Annotated in this window: 10 protein-coding genes; 3 read left to right on the top strand and 7 right to left on the bottom strand. The window is 52.7% G+C overall.

From position 1 onward, the window contains the following. Window positions 1–229: 229 nt before the first annotated feature. Entirely contained in the window at window positions 230–2,302 is a 2,073-nt protein-coding gene (locus ACQ66Q_RS12055; protein WP_430457034.1) for a M13 family metallopeptidase, read from the bottom strand. Window positions 2,303–2,536: 234 nt separating this feature from the next. After that, window positions 2,537–3,199: a TetR/AcrR family transcriptional regulator gene (locus ACQ66Q_RS12050; RefSeq protein WP_430457033.1), complete on the bottom strand. Its 663-nt coding sequence runs from the start codon at window positions 3,197–3,199 to the stop codon at window positions 2,537–2,539. Window positions 3,200–3,323: 124 nt separating this feature from the next. On the opposite strand from ACQ66Q_RS12050, the gene coaD reads away from it, so the two are divergent. Together coaD and ACQ66Q_RS12040 are read left to right on the top strand one after the other, a co-directional pair. Next, the gene (gene coaD / locus ACQ66Q_RS12045) at window positions 3,324–3,806 is read left to right on the top strand and encodes a pantetheine-phosphate adenylyltransferase (RefSeq protein WP_430457032.1); all 483 of its coding nucleotides are present in this window, start codon (window positions 3,324–3,326) and stop codon (window positions 3,804–3,806) included. After that, window positions 3,803–5,218, top strand: a complete 1,416-nt coding sequence (locus ACQ66Q_RS12040) for a capsule assembly Wzi family protein (protein ID WP_430457031.1) — start codon at window positions 3,803–3,805, stop codon at window positions 5,216–5,218. The genes coaD and ACQ66Q_RS12040 overlap by 4 nt, the downstream gene beginning before the upstream one ends. Window positions 5,219–5,405: 187 nt before the next feature. Here ACQ66Q_RS12040 and ACQ66Q_RS12035 read toward each other — a convergent pair whose 3' ends face one another. From ACQ66Q_RS12035 to nagK, 5 genes are all read right to left on the bottom strand, one after another. Next, the gene (locus ACQ66Q_RS12035) at window positions 5,406–6,491 is read right to left on the bottom strand and encodes an acyltransferase family protein (protein ID WP_430457030.1); all 1,086 of its coding nucleotides are present in this window, start codon (window positions 6,489–6,491) and stop codon (window positions 5,406–5,408) included. A 69-nt stretch (window positions 6,492–6,560) separates the two neighbouring features. Continuing rightward, window positions 6,561–7,883 (bottom strand): sugar MFS transporter, encoded by a 1,323-nt coding sequence (locus ACQ66Q_RS12030; protein ID WP_430457029.1) that lies wholly within the window; start codon window positions 7,881–7,883, stop codon window positions 6,561–6,563. 88 nt (window positions 7,884–7,971) lie between these two features. Next, window positions 7,972–9,102, bottom strand: coding sequence for an N-acetylglucosamine-6-phosphate deacetylase (gene nagA, locus ACQ66Q_RS12025; protein ID WP_430457028.1), 1,131 nt, complete (start codon window positions 9,100–9,102; stop codon window positions 7,972–7,974). Window positions 9,103–9,212: 110 nt separating this feature from the next. Continuing rightward, window positions 9,213–10,211: a glucosamine-6-phosphate deaminase NagB-II gene (nagB-II, locus tag ACQ66Q_RS12020; protein ID WP_430457027.1), complete on the bottom strand. Its 999-nt coding sequence runs from the start codon at window positions 10,209–10,211 to the stop codon at window positions 9,213–9,215. Window positions 10,212–10,224: 13 nt separating this feature from the next. After that, window positions 10,225–11,151 carry an N-acetylglucosamine kinase gene (nagK, locus tag ACQ66Q_RS12015; RefSeq protein WP_430457026.1) on the bottom strand — a complete coding sequence of 309 codons (927 nt, stop codon included), beginning with the start codon at window positions 11,149–11,151 and terminating at the stop codon, window positions 10,225–10,227. Window positions 11,152–11,463: 312 nt separating this feature from the next. Between nagK and ACQ66Q_RS12010 the strand changes: the two genes are divergently transcribed. Next, window positions 11,464–14,064, top strand: coding sequence for a family 20 glycosylhydrolase (locus ACQ66Q_RS12010; RefSeq protein ID WP_430457025.1), 2,601 nt, complete (start codon window positions 11,464–11,466; stop codon window positions 14,062–14,064). Window positions 14,065–14,109 lie beyond the last annotated feature (45 nt).

Here is a 14,109-nt window from a genome sequence, read left to right as displayed (position 1 = left end):
CAAACGACTGGATTATAAGAAAAATCAGCCGCAAATGACACCGAAGTATATGCCGCACTGCTTATAGTGGCTATAAGTTTGGTGAATGGTTGGCGTTTAAAACAATGATTCGGAAAATTATTGGGCGGGAAATCAGCGAAGCGCCGACAGCTGAATTGAAACTGCGACGTCAAATAACACAAAGGCCGCTTACCGCGGCCTTTGATTTGATTGCAAGCTGGCAGACGAATTACCAGATTTTGACGCGGTTTTCCGGTGCAATATACATCTTGTCGCCTGGTTTGACGTTAAATGCATCATAGAACTCAGGAATGTTCGACACGATACCAATCACACGGTACTCGCTTGGTGAATGCGGATCTGTGGTCAGCATATTGCGCAGATATTCTTCGCGGCCTTTGCGACGCCACACTTGTGACCAGCTCAGGAAGAACCGTTGTTCACCGGTAAAGCCATCCATCACCGGGGCTTCTTTACCGCCTAACGACAGTTTATAAGCCTTCAGCGCGACGGTCAGACCGCCGAGGTCACCAATGTTCTCACCTAAGGTCAGCTCGCCGTTGACGTGCATCCCTTCCAGCGGAGAATACTGGTTATACTGCGCGACTAACTGCTTACCGCGTTTTTCGAACTCTGCTTTATCTGCGTCGGTCCACCAGTTGCGCAGGTTGCCGTCACCGTCAAACTTCGCGCCCTGGTCGTCAAAACCATGACCCAGTTCGTGACCGATCACCGCACCGATACCGCCGTAGTTCACTGCATCATCCGCATCCAGGTTAAAGAACGGAGGTTGCAGAATTGCCGCCGGGAACACGATCTCATTATTGACCGGGTTGTAATAAGCGTTGACGGTTTGAGGAGTCATAAACCATTCAGAACGGTCCACTGGCTTACCAAGCTTGGCCGTCATCTGGCCATAAGCAAACTGTGCAGCTGCTTTATAGTTACCAACCAGGTCGTCGCCTTTGATGCTCAGGTTGCTGTAGTCTTTCCATTTATCCGGGTAACCGATTTTTGGCGTGAACTTGTTCAGCTTTTCATGCGCGGCTTTTTTCGTTTCCGGCGTCATCCATTCCAGCGTGTCGATGCTCTGGTGATAGGCTTTGATCAGGTTGTCGACCAACACCGTCATGCGCTCTTTCGCTTCTGGTTTGAAATGTTGTTCAACGTAAAGTTTGCCAACGATTTCCCCCAGCACTTCATCAGAAGCATTCACGGCTTTTTTCCAGCGTGGTTGCTGCTCTTTGGTGCCTGACAGCACAGTGCCGTAGAAGGCGAACTGACGGTCAACAAAAGCTTTGCTCAGTTTGCCTGAATATTCAGACACAAAGCGGATGCTCAGGTAATCTTTCCAGGTCTGCAGATCAGTGTCTTTGTAGATGCCGGCAAAAGCTTCGAAGTAGCTTGGCTGTTCAACGATGATGTCAGTCACGCCGTCCAGCTTGACGACTTTGGCATACTCTTCCCACGGGAAAGCACCCAGTTTGGCGGTTAAATCCGCCTTACTGAATTTGTTGTAGGTTTTGTCCGCATCGCGATTTTCTACACGGCTCCAGTGTTTCTCTGCAATCTTCAGCTCCAGCGCATAAATACGCTCTGCAGCTTTCGCAGGTTCGGCTACGCCGGCTAAAGTCAGCATGTCGACCAGATATTTTTGATATTCAGTACGGATAGTGTCGAATTTCGCGTCTTTGTTGAAGTAGTAGTCTTTATCCGGTAAGCCCAGGCCGCTTTGGCCGAGATATAAGGCGTTTTGCGTCGACGCTTTGGCGTCGTTATTGACGTACCAGCCAAATGGCAGGCTGGTGCCAGCCAGCTGGAATTCAGCCATCACGCGGGCCAGTTCAGTGTGGTCTTTGATTGCAGCAATTTTGTCCAAATCAGCTTTGATTGGCGTCACACCTTTGGCTTCGATACCGGCTTCGTCCATGTAGCTGGTGTAGAAATCACCGAGCTTTTGTTCGTCAGTGCCGGCGACTTTGTCTTTTTTCGCGGCGGCAGATTCGATAATCGTGCGCATTGCCACTTGTGAATCGTCATACAGTTTGGTGAAAGAGCCATAGTTAGACTTGTCAGCCGGGATCTCGGTTTTTTGTAACCAGGTGCCGTTCACGCTGTAGAAGAAGTTTTCAGTATGTTTGACCGCCGGGTCAAAATTTTCCTGCTCAACACCTGACACCAGAGTTTTGGCCGGGGCTGCTGCAACGACTGGCGTTTCAGCAGGCGCCTGTGCGGCTTTTTCACAGCCGGTCAAACCAAGCGCCAGTGCGACACTCAGCGCCAGTACGGAGATATTTTTCATCGGGATAATTCCTGGTTGTTTTTTTATAAGACCCTGAGTTTTGGGCATGTTGATCTTTATCTGGATCGGGCTGCAGCCTGCTGCAGATGCGCCTGAACTCTGTTTGCATGGTAACGCGGCGCACGTCAGTCGACAACGATACCAACAGGCAAGTTGTAACGAAATGCAACAAAACACTTCATCAGTGGTGAAACTTCTTTAAAGCTTTAGCATCATCTGACCAATACCCGACGATTAATTCAGCAATGACTGGCCAGCAAGATGCTGGTAATGCCGTTGCAGATTCTCGATGCGTGGCAGAGCCTGAGCCGACGAATAAGGTTTAAATAACAACAACACCTTCAAAACGCCCTGGTATGCCTGCGCTTGGTCGATCGCCGCCTGAGGCGCCTGCGTTTTCAGATAGCTAATCCAGAATGTCACCACCAGCTTAATGGTGTGGGCGAAATTGGCGATATCGGCATCATCAATTTCAATAACATCCGCCGCTTTGAGCGCTTGTAATACTGAGACTACTTTGCTTTGCACGCCTTTTTGCACATGTAGATAATCTTGCTGCAACAAAGGGTCGCGGCTGAGAATGTCCGGCAGGTTGGCGTAAAAAAAGTGAAAGCGCCACATCAGTTCAAACACGATATCGAGATATTGCGCCAACGCATCCAGTGCTTCTGAATGCCGGCTTGGCGGCTGCAAACGGTTTTCCAGCAACTTGGCGTATTCTTTAAAAATTTGCCGGACAATGTCTTCTTTATTGCGAAAGTGGTAATACAAATTGCCCGGGCTGATGCCCAGATGGGCCGCAATATGGTTGGTGGTGATTTGTCGCTCGCCTTGCTGGTTAAACAACTCGATGCTGGCTTGTAATATTTTATCTTTAGTGCGCAACTTCTTGTCCATGACCGGCACGGGCTTATAGTGAAAGGAATTATTTTGGTATAGTAACGTCAAATCGAAAAAAATTACCAGTCCTGACTGCTCCGCACGCGTTTGCGTCACAGCAGAGGCAACCACAGGTCCCTGCATGAAAACCAAAGCGATTTACCCCGGTACTTTTGACCCGCTGACCAACGGCCATACTGATTTGGTGATGCGGGCAGCCCGTTTGTTTGACGAAGTGATTCTGGCAGTTGCTGCGAATCCGAGTAAACAACCGATGTTCAGTCTGGAAGAACGGGTCGCACTGGCGCAGCAGGTCTTTGCCGACCTGCCGAACGTGCAGGTGGTTGGTTTTACCGGCCTGTTGGCTGAATTTGGCCGTATCCATCAGGCGCAAGTGTTGATCCGCGGGGTGCGTGCCGTGGCAGACTTTGAATATGAATTCCAGCTTGCCAGCATGAATCGTCAACTGAACCCGGATCTCGACAGCCTATTTATGACGCCATCAGAAAAAAACATGTTTATCTCATCCACGCTGGTCAAAGAAGTGGCGCGGCATGGCGGCGACGTGTCGCCATTTGTTGCACCGCAAGTGCTGGATGCTCTTAACCGGAAATTAGGCCGATGAAACTGAAGCTGTACTCGCTGTCATTCTCTTTGGCGCTTGCTGTCGCGCCAGCAGTTGCCACCCCCTGGCTCGATACGCAGGACAATTATCTGCGTCAGTCGTTACAAAGCCTGGCGCAAGCCGGTTTACTGAGCGGCCCGGTGAACACTTATCCGATCATGTGGAAAAATATTGCTTTGGATTTAAATCGGATCGATAGCGCAGCTTTAAGCCCGGCGCTGCAATTCGCGGTGGCGCATTTACGCAGTGCGTTGACGGTCAACCGGCAAAGTCAGCAGACTGGTCTGAAGCTTAAAGCCAACAGCGCTATAGCCAATCACCAGTATTTTGGTGAAACCTATTATGAAGACGCCGCAGTCAGTCTGTTTCATGAAATCCAATCCGATACGGTGGCTGGGCGGCTGCAAGTGAACCAACGCCAGCTGGATGACGACGACACCGAACAAGCCAGTACCCTGGACGGCAGCTACCTGGCGTTGATCCGCGGCAACTGGGTGTTGCAGGTCGATCAGGCAGCCGTCTGGTGGGGACCGGGTCAACAAAGTAGTTTATTGCTCAGTAATAATGCACGGCCGATGCCCAGTGTGCGACTGACCCGGCATGGCTGGCAGCCAGATGAACGCAGTTGGTTGCGCTGGTTGGGTCCCTGGTCGGCTACAACTTTCCTTGGCTATGGCCAGCATAACAGTATGGTGCCGCAAACCCGTTACTGGGGTGGACGACTGACGCTCAGACCAGTACCGGCGGTGGAACTGGGCGCCAGCCGTATGATCCAATGGGGTGGTCAGGGCCGCAGCAATGGGTTCAGTACCCTGTGGGATCTGGTCAGCTACGACAAACGCGATGAAATTCCAGCCGACCAGCGTGCTGCCGTCGATGCGGCCTGGCACCTGCAACTGGCTGGTTTTCCGCTGACGCTCTATACCGAACTGGCAGATGATGACAATCAGAGCGGCGCCCCGGACGAGCTGTTACAACTCTGGGGTGTACGTAGCTATTTTGGCGAATCAGCCGGCATTCATACAATTAACGTCGAGTATTCAGATACATATCTCAAGTGTGCCGACCAGTTAGACGCCGGAGACTGCGCGTATCAAGGCGGACTTTATCCGGACGGTTATCGCCGCTATGGCCGCATTATCGGCAGTGGTTATGGCGCTGATGCGGAGGTACTGAGCAGTGCCTATCATTATCAGACCACCGCAGGCATCAGCTGGTCGGCTCAATTAACGCTGGCACGCTATCATCAGGCCGCAGTCTCGGATACCAGCTGGCAGCTGAAGCTGGAACACCGCCGCGGGCTGTTTGATGGCTTGCTCAGTCTGCAGCTGCGCTACCTGCAGCAATCACCGCTGCGGCCAGAGCTGGACCATCAGGTCAGTGCCGCCGGCAGTTGGGAATACCGGTTCTAAGCGATTGCTCAGCGCACCGCGTGATTACTGAGCGTGGTTCGGTGTGAATAGCAGGCGAACGTTCAGCGACAGCTGTGCCGGCAGCCTGATACAGCGGATTGGGCCGGCGTTGCGGGATCCGGGCCTGAGCCCGGATACTGACCACACCGACCGGCACTACTGGTTTGTACCGGCCGATGTTACTGGCTCAGAGTTTGATAAAAATCTGCCGGCGGTACAGCCAAAGGGACAATGCCCAAAACAGCACGACATGTAACAGCGCAAACACTAACGACGCCAGTTGCAGTGGCATTGCCAATGATAAACCGTCATACAGGAGCCCGGCGACTGACTGCGTCCCCTCACCTGCCGACCAGCTGAGCCAGCGCCCGGTCGCTACCGCAAACATCCAGCTCAACATATAGATAAACAGTGGATTGGTGCCGTAAATCCGCAGCGGTTCAGTCAGCCGGGTCGCTTTGCGGATATCCACCAGATAGACCAAGACCGCCAGCAGCCACAGTAACAAACCACAACTCAGTGCCACATAAGTACCGGACCACAGCGCTTTATTGACCGGCCAGAACCAATGACCAGCCAGCGCCAGCATCACCAACACGGCGCCAAAAGCGGCGAGATCACGCACCGCTTGCTTTGGTGCTTTACCTTTGAGACCGGTCGCGACCAGATAGCCCAATAACACGTTGACGGTGGCCGGCAAGGAACTTAACAAACCTTCCGGGTCAAAGGGCACACCAAAGCCTTTGTAGACATGCTCAGTGCCAAAAATAGCTAAATCCACCGTACGGACAATATTCTGCTCTAACGAGAATGGCGCAGCGGACAACTGCAACAACGCAAAATAACCGCCAAGCAGCAACACAATCGCAAGCCAAATCCCGCGTTTGGGCAAGCTCAGGATCAGCACTGCCGCAATGACATAACACAGGGCAATCCGCTGCAACACACCAGGAATGCGCAGTGTCGCCAGATCCGGATGCGTTAAGAAATTCAGCAACAAGCCACAGCCAAACATCAACAGGCCACGCTTGAGAATTTTCAGTAGCATGGCGCCATTCAACTGCGCATCTTTTAACGAAAATGCCATCGCTGCGCCGACGACAAACAAAAAGCCTGGGAAGACGATATCGGCAAAAGTAAATCCATCCCAGCTGGCATGCAGCAGTGGGCTGTACACATGTGACCAGCTGCCTGGCGTATTGACCAGGATCATCAGCGCAATTGCGAGTCCGCGCAGCACATCCAGCGCGTAAAATCGTGCGGTATTTTGCATTGTTATTGTTCTCCGAAATACAACAGGGCTGACAAAGCCAGCCCTGTTGTTCCTGCCACTAAATGTCTGTTACCACTGACGTTTTTTATAGCCGCTGAAGGCGTAGTACAGGATAAAGGCGTAACAGGGGATCATCATCCAGTAAGCGCCCTGGGCATCGCCCGACGCGGTAGACAGATAACCATAAACTTTTGGCAGTATCGCGCCACCGGCGATGCCCATGATCAACAACGCGGAAGCTGTTGCAGTGAATTTACCCAGCCCTTCCAGTGCCAGTGGCCACACTGCCGGCCACACCAATGCATTGGCAAAACCCAGCATCGCGAGGAACAACACAGTGTCAGGTACCGTTGGAATACCGGCCCAGCCAAACATCAATGCCGACAGCTGGTGGCTTTCAGCCGAACCAAACATTACGCCCAGCGTAAACAGGATGCCAAACACCGCCGAGCCTTGCAGCGCACGTGGTTGTGACAGGTATTTAGGAATACAGCTGACACCAACCAGGTAACCTAACACCATGAATACCATTGTATAAGATGTCAGTGCACCCCAATGCGACACGTTGAGGTGCTGACCGTATAGACCAATAGTATCGCCAGCGATGACTTCGACACCAACGTAGAAAAACAACGCTGCCACACCCAGCATCAGCTGCGGGAATTGCAGAACTGTAGTGCGATGTTCCGGCGCAACACCTTGCTCAACCGGCTGTTCCAGCTCAGGCTCAGGTAATGGCGAGAACTTCACAAAAGCCATTAATGCCAGCAATGCAACAGTCATATAGATGTATGGCGTGACCAGGCGGTTAGATAACTCCGCAATACGGCTGGCTTTCTCTTCTTCGCTGAGCGCGGCCAGTACTTCAGGCGTGAACTGGTCCATACCAGTCAGGATCCAGGCGGTAAAAATCAACGGTACCAACACGCCGGCGCCTTTATTCACCAGACCCATGACACTGATCCGCATCGCGGCGGTTTCGCGTGGACCAATACAGACGATATAAGGATTCGACGCAGTTTGCAGAATGGTTAAACCAGTGCCTAGCGTAAATAAGGCGACCAGAAACAGACTGTATAACGTGGTTTGTGCCGCCGGGATAAACAACAGCGCACCGGCCGCCATAATACCAAGACCTGCCACCATACCGTTTTTATAACCAACTTTGTTCAGCACCCAGGACATCGGCAATGCCATCACCACATAAGCGATGTAAAACGCAAACGTCACCCACATGGCCTGCGATTCGGTCAGGTGACACACTAACTTCAAAAACGGGATCAAAGATCCGTTCAGCCAGGTGACAAAACCAAACACAAAAAACAAAGTCCCGATGATCACCATCGGCAGCACTGTATTTTTCTGCTGCGGTCGTTCCAATACCGTATCCATATTCACCTCTTATCGGTTGTTCTTATGTGAGCTGACATAGACGTCAGCCTGGTTGCCCTGTGATCTTGCTAGTTGTTGTTACTTCAAACTATTTAAACGACTGACCTGCGATAAAGCACTGTTGTACCACACCTTTTTGATCAAGCAGAACCAAATCGGCGCGGTAACCGGCCGCAATCCGGCCTGCACGGTCAGCGATGCCCAAAAACTCGGCCGGATATAATGCCGCCATCCGCAGCGCTTCGCCTTGTTCAGTGCCGAGTTCTGTCACGGCATACTGCACCGCGCCAGCCATATCCAGTACTGAACCGGCCAGTGAGCCGGCATCATTGGTCAGTTTGTTGCCGACGCGGGTAACTTTACCGGTAAAAAACGGAAATTCAGTATCATTGGTGCCCACCGGTGACATGGCATCAGTCACTATCAGCATTTTGCCACGCGGTTTGGCGGCCAGCGCCAGTTTTGCTGCAACCGGATGAACATGGTGACCATCAAAGATGATACCGCACCAGCTATTGCGATCAGCGAGCGCGACACCCACCATGCCGGGTTCACGCGAGGTCAGCGGCGACATGGCATTATACAAATGGGTAAAACCGGTCGCACCGGCGGCCAGCGCAGCTGCCACTGTCGCGCCGTCAGCGTTGGAATGGCCGAGACAAACAATCACGTTCAATTCAACTAACTGGCGAATTTGTTCCGGCGTTACATTCTCCGGTGCGACAGTCACCAGCTTGATGCCTAAATCGGTGCGGCCATATAAAGCGAGTTCGTCGGCGGATAAACCGCGGATATGCTCCGTCGGATGCACACCGCGTTTTGGTACTGATAAATGCGGGCCTTCGAAATGCACACCGAGAATACCGGGTTCAACCGCGGCAACAGCCGCAGCAATGGCATCGGCGCATTGCTGCATCGTTGCCACAGAGTCAGTGATCACGGTCGGTAACATCGCGGTCGTGCCAAAACCAGCGTGGGCTTTGAGCATGGTGCGCAGACTGTCGATGGTCGGCGCAGTGTTAAATAAAGCACCACCGCCACCGTTGACTTGCACATCAATAAAACCGGGGGCCAGCGTCAGATCAGTACATTCAGCCGCTGAACAGGCCGCGATTTCTGTGATCAAGCCAGCCTCGGCCGTCACTCTGACGTTGGTGTGCCACTGTTCGCCATCAAATAACCGCGCGACTGACCACTGCTGTTGCGTGGGTTGTTGCATCAATTCCGCTCCTCTAATCCTGACTTTTCCAGACGTCCAACAGCCATACTACGTCAGGCACAAGAAAAACGAAACCATTCGTACATTCAAAATGGTTTCGTTTGATTTCGTTAAACTGTTTTGGTTACTTTATTTAAGCCCGGCGGTGCATCCGGGTTGACACCACGGCTGCGCGCGACCGCTTCCACATCGAGATAAAAGCGTTGTAACAATAACAACGGCAGGACACGTGGATGGCTGGCAAGCAGACCATGATGCAGGTGGACCAGACTGGCGCCACGGCTTTGCACTTCAGCGATCTGCGCTTTGTGCGCCTGATAGGCTTCGTCCTGGATCGACACGTCAATAATGGCGAACTGATCTTTCACCAGCGTGACCGGGCCGTGCAGAAACTCTGCGCTGGAGAAAGCTTCGGCATGAATGCCGCAGACTTCTTTTAACTTCAGCGCAATTTCACGAGAAATCGCATAACCAGGACCACGGCCGAGCACCACACAATGCTGCACGTTAGCCACAGCTTCAGCGGTCAGTTGCGCCGGTAATTGTTGCGCTTCGAGCAGCAATTCCGGTAAACGATCAACTGCCGCCTGCAGGTCTGCATCACAGGACCAAACTGCAACCAGCTGCAATAACGCGCTTAAAGTAGCCAGATAACTCTTCGTCGCAGCAACAGCTTTTTCCGGACCGACAAATAACGGCACGACAAAATCGGCCTGCTCTGCCAGCGGCGACGTGGTGTCATTCACCAGGGCAACCACCAGAGCGCCGGTGTTCTTCGCCATCGCGACCTGCGCCAGAATGTCCGGGCTGCGGCCACTTTGCGAAATACAAATCACCAGTGCATCAGTCAATTGAAGCTGTTTGTTGTACACACTGGCAATCGATGGCGCAGCCGCCACAACCGGCAGACCAATCACACTTTCAATCAGGTATTTGCCAAACACACCGGCATGATCTGATGAACCACGGCCGACCATGTAGACATATTTCGGCTGACGCTGACGGATCTGCGCAACCACGGCGGCAATAGTGGCCGCATTGGTCTGGAGCTGCTCACGGATACGGATTGGGGCTTCTGCGGCTTCTTGCGCCATGATGGTGCTGGTCATGCGAATACTCACTTCATTGATTGGAGACGGATAAAAACTCGTGCTGACCTTGGGCCCGGCGCTGCCGCGCGAACCAGACAGCACCGAATTCAGGGGACGCCTGCGCAGGTACAATCAAGGCCTGGACCTGTGCGGATAAATAAGGCTGCACTTTATAAGCAAGGCCGCCGATCAGTGCAAGGCGCGGCGGATCCAGACTGAACAGCCGCAAAGCAATATTCTCGATATGACGGGCACCGGCCTGAATAATCTCAGCAGCGACCTGATCTCCCTGTTCTGCTGCAGCAAAAACTAGCGGTGCATAGCGGGCAAATACAGTTGGGGTGGCATGCATAAAATGACTGACGATTTCCAGCGTGGCGCTGACACCAAGCGCTTCTGTGAGCAGCTCAGTCAGCAAAGTCGCGGCACCAATCTGATCTTTGTGCAGCAGCACATGGTGTACCAACTGATTACCGAACCAGGCGCCACTGCCGTTATCGCCATAAGGGAAACCATGGCCACCGATATCCAGACACTGGCCTTTGACATCTGCCAGGCCGCAGGAACCTGTACCGATAATAATTACGGCGCCATCTTCGCCTTTGTGTGCGCCAATGCACGCCGTATGCAGATCGGAGGTCAAATGGAATTCGGCAAACGGATGTTGCCATTCACTGAACAATTGGAAATATTGCGGCATATTGACGCCGGCAAGGCCGGCACCGGCGATAAGACGTGACATGTCATTAAATGTCATGCCGGCAGCCTGCAAAGCCTGCTGGGTAGCGGTCAGAATAGAATCCGTCGCGACTTTCATGCCACGCAATGGATTGGCGGGACCACCCAGCCCCTCGCCTAACAGCTGATCCGCTGCATCAACGATCACGACACGGCATTTGCTGCCGCCGCCATCAATGCCTAAATACAATGGGCTGTGCTGCCCTGCTTCGCTACTCATCAAGCACCCTCGTTGCACGCAATGCGGCTGTCTTTGCCGTGTCTGAAGGCCGGTAATGGCCCCTGTAGAAAAATTCGGCACTTTTAATTATGACAGCGTTGTCATTTTTTCAGTTCAGCATATAATAATTTTGACAAATAACAAGACCCCTGATTAAAAATCAGACTTAATTTAGCTGTATTGTCAGTGCGCGTAGGAAAAATAAAATAAAAATCAGCGAGTTAACTCAGTCACTATACCGTAATCTCTGAGGAAAACCGCTTAAAACAGATCAGCAGTGTGTCCGCACTGCTGTTTGCAACAGGAAATACGATGAAGAGATCTCAGCTTGTTTTTGCTACAACCGCCGCTGCGCTGCTGTTTGCGCCGACGCTGTTTGCCCGCCAGTTTAGCCAGCAGACAGATTTAGAGACATTCGCCAGTCAGGCCCAGTTTGAAATGGCCGTGATCAGTAATTTTCAGGACAAACCCGGTACTTTTAAAGGCCAGTACCGTCTGCACAACAAATCAACCCAGGCCTTAGCCGCCGGGACCGGCAACTGGCAGATTTATTTTCATGCTGTGCGCCTGCTCAAAGCTGAAGCACAATCCGGCCTGAAACTGGAGCATATTCAAGGCGACTTGCATCGGCTGACACCGACCAAAGCATTTAAAGGTCTGGCGCCCGGCGCTGCTATTTCGATTGAAGTCAGCGGTGCGCCATCCCTGGTCAGTTACAGCGATTTTATGCCGCGGGCCTTTATTGTCGCTGGCAATTTAAAGCCAGAGATTTTTCGCAATACCAACACGGAAGATTTGACGCAGTTTGTTGCACCGTTTCGCCATAAAGAACAGCTGTACCGCTACGAGAAGCCTCAGCCTGACTTATATAAAGTGGCCGATACTCAGAGTCGTTATCAGGACAACTTAGCGGTCAATGCACCGCTGAATACGGATCTGAAAGTTGCGGACCAAATTATTCCAACGCCAAAACAACAACGCCTGACCGGCGGCACCTTATTGCTGGATAAACAATGGACCATCCGTTTTCCTGGCCGACTCACGGCTGAAGCGGCTTATCTGCAGGAACGTTTTGCTCAGGCCGGACTGGCCCTGAATAAAATGCCCGGCATTGTCGATGCGGCGAAAAAACAGATTGTGCTACGCGTCGACCCCAGCTTAAAAACGGCGGAAAGTTATCGCCTGGCGCTCACCGACAGCCAGATCAGCATCAGCGGCGCGGACAATGCCGGTGTGTTTTATGGCCTGCAATCGCTGTTAAGCCTGACGCCGGCGCAATTTGACAGTGTCAGCCTGGCACAACAGGAAGTCAGCGACAGTCCGCGTTATCGCTGGCGTGGGATGCATTACGATATGGGCCGGAATTTCCATGGTAAAGCGGTCACGCTGCGGCTGATCGAGCAGATGGCCCGTTACAAAATGAATAAACTGCATCTGCATTTAACCGAAGATGAAGGCTGGCGTCTGGAGATCCCAGGTCTGCCGGAACTGACCGACATTGGTGCAACACGCTGTTTTGACCTCAGTGAGCAGCAGTGCCTGCTGACCCAGCTGGGCACAGGACCGCACAAAGATGGCTCCGGCAATGGTTTTTACAGCCGAGACGATTTTATTGAGATCCTGAAATTTGCCAATGCCCGCCATATCGAAGTGATCCCGGAAATTGATATGCCGGGCCATGCCCGCGCTGCAGTTAAATCGATGCAGGCGCGTTATCAGCGGCTGCTGAAACAAGGCAAAAAAGCCGAAGCAGAGCAATATCTGCTGAGCGATCCGCTGGATACTTCGAAGTATCTGACGGTACAGAATTACAACGATAACTCGGTCAACGTCTGTATGGATTCGAGTTATGCCTTTATTGACAAAGTGATTTATGAGCTGCAGCAGATGTACCGCGCCGCCGGCCTGAAGCTGAGCACTTATCATATGGGTGGTGATGAAGTCGGTGCCGGCAGCTGGACTGCGTCGCCACAATGTCAGGCCTTGTTTGCCAAAGCGCTGCCGGGCGTGGCCGGTGTCGCTGATTTAAAACCTTATTTTGTCAGCAAAGTTGCCGACTTACTGCACAAACGTCAGCTGGGGCTCGGCGGTTGGGAAGACGGGCTGATGTACGATCCGGTCAACCCGTTTAACCGCGATCAGTTTGCCAGCAAACAGGTCTATGCCAACGTCTGGGACAATATCTGGGAATGGGGGGTGGCAGATCGGGCGTACCGGCTGGCCAATGCCGGTTATCAGGTGGTGTTGTCACATGGTACGCACTTGTACCTGGACCACCCGAATGAAGCCCATCCGGAAGAGCGTGGCTATTATTGGGCTGCGCGTTATACCGACCCCAAACGGATCTTTGGTTACATGCCAGACCATGTTTATGCCAACGCTGATAAAACCCGCAGTGGCGCGGTGATCACTGATTTGGAACAGCTAGTCGGCCGCGCGCTGCCGACGTTGGAAAAACCGGAGAATATTCTCGGCGTGCAAGGCCAGGTCTGGACTGAAACGATCCGTACCGCCGAGCAATTAGAGCAGATGGTATTTCCACGACTGGTGCCGATCGCTGAACGTGCCTGGCATCATGCGGCATGGGAAGGTGATAAAGCCGACACTGCTGCGCGTGATAAATCCTGGCAGATGTTCGCCCGTGTCCTGGCGGAAAAAGAGCTGCCCAAAATGAGTGTGGCCGGCGTGCATTATTATTTGCCGGTCGTTGGCGCTGAGATCAAAAACGGTACACTACAGGCCAATGTAGCGTTGCCGGGCCTCGGCATCGAATACAGCCTGGATCAGGGCAAAAGCTGGCTGCGGTATCAGGAAGGTGTGCAAGTGAGCGCCAGTGCCGAAGTCTGGTTGCGCAGCCGCAGTTTCGATGGCCGCAGCAGCCGGATCAGCAAATTGCCGGATCACAGGCCGTAGAACTGATCACTCGGAACCATCACAAAGCCGGTGTAAACCGGCTTT

Origin of the sequence: Rheinheimera sp. (genome assembly GCF_965283995.1) — a bacterium.
Taxonomy (GTDB): domain Bacteria; phylum Pseudomonadota; class Gammaproteobacteria; order Enterobacterales; family Alteromonadaceae; genus Pararheinheimera.
The sequence above is the reverse complement of the archived record's forward strand: the minus strand, read 5'-3'. Positions and strand labels throughout refer to the sequence as shown.

Coding starts and splice junctions, on each gene's coding strand:
- ACQ66Q_RS12055 (WP_430457034.1), bottom strand. CDS start 2,302: ATGAAAAATATCTCCGTACTGGCGCTGAGTGTCGCACTGGCGCTTGGT.
- ACQ66Q_RS12050 (WP_430457033.1), bottom strand. CDS start 3,199: ATGGACAAGAAGTTGCGCACTAAAGATAAAATATTACAAGCCAGCATC.
- coaD (WP_430457032.1), top strand. CDS start 3,324: ATGAAAACCAAAGCGATTTACCCCGGTACTTTTGACCCGCTGACCAAC.
- ACQ66Q_RS12040 (WP_430457031.1), top strand. CDS start 3,803: ATGAAACTGAAGCTGTACTCGCTGTCATTCTCTTTGGCGCTTGCTGTC.
- ACQ66Q_RS12035 (WP_430457030.1), bottom strand. CDS start 6,491: ATGCAAAATACCGCACGATTTTACGCGCTGGATGTGCTGCGCGGACTC.
- ACQ66Q_RS12030 (WP_430457029.1), bottom strand. CDS start 7,883: ATGGATACGGTATTGGAACGACCGCAGCAGAAAAATACAGTGCTGCCG.
- nagA (WP_430457028.1), bottom strand. CDS start 9,102: ATGCAACAACCCACGCAACAGCAGTGGTCAGTCGCGCGGTTATTTGAT.
- nagB-II (WP_430457027.1), bottom strand. CDS start 10,211: ATGACCAGCACCATCATGGCGCAAGAAGCCGCAGAAGCCCCAATCCGT.
- nagK (WP_430457026.1), bottom strand. CDS start 11,151: ATGAGTAGCGAAGCAGGGCAGCACAGCCCATTGTATTTAGGCATTGAT.
- ACQ66Q_RS12010 (WP_430457025.1), top strand. CDS start 11,464: ATGAAGAGATCTCAGCTTGTTTTTGCTACAACCGCCGCTGCGCTGCTG.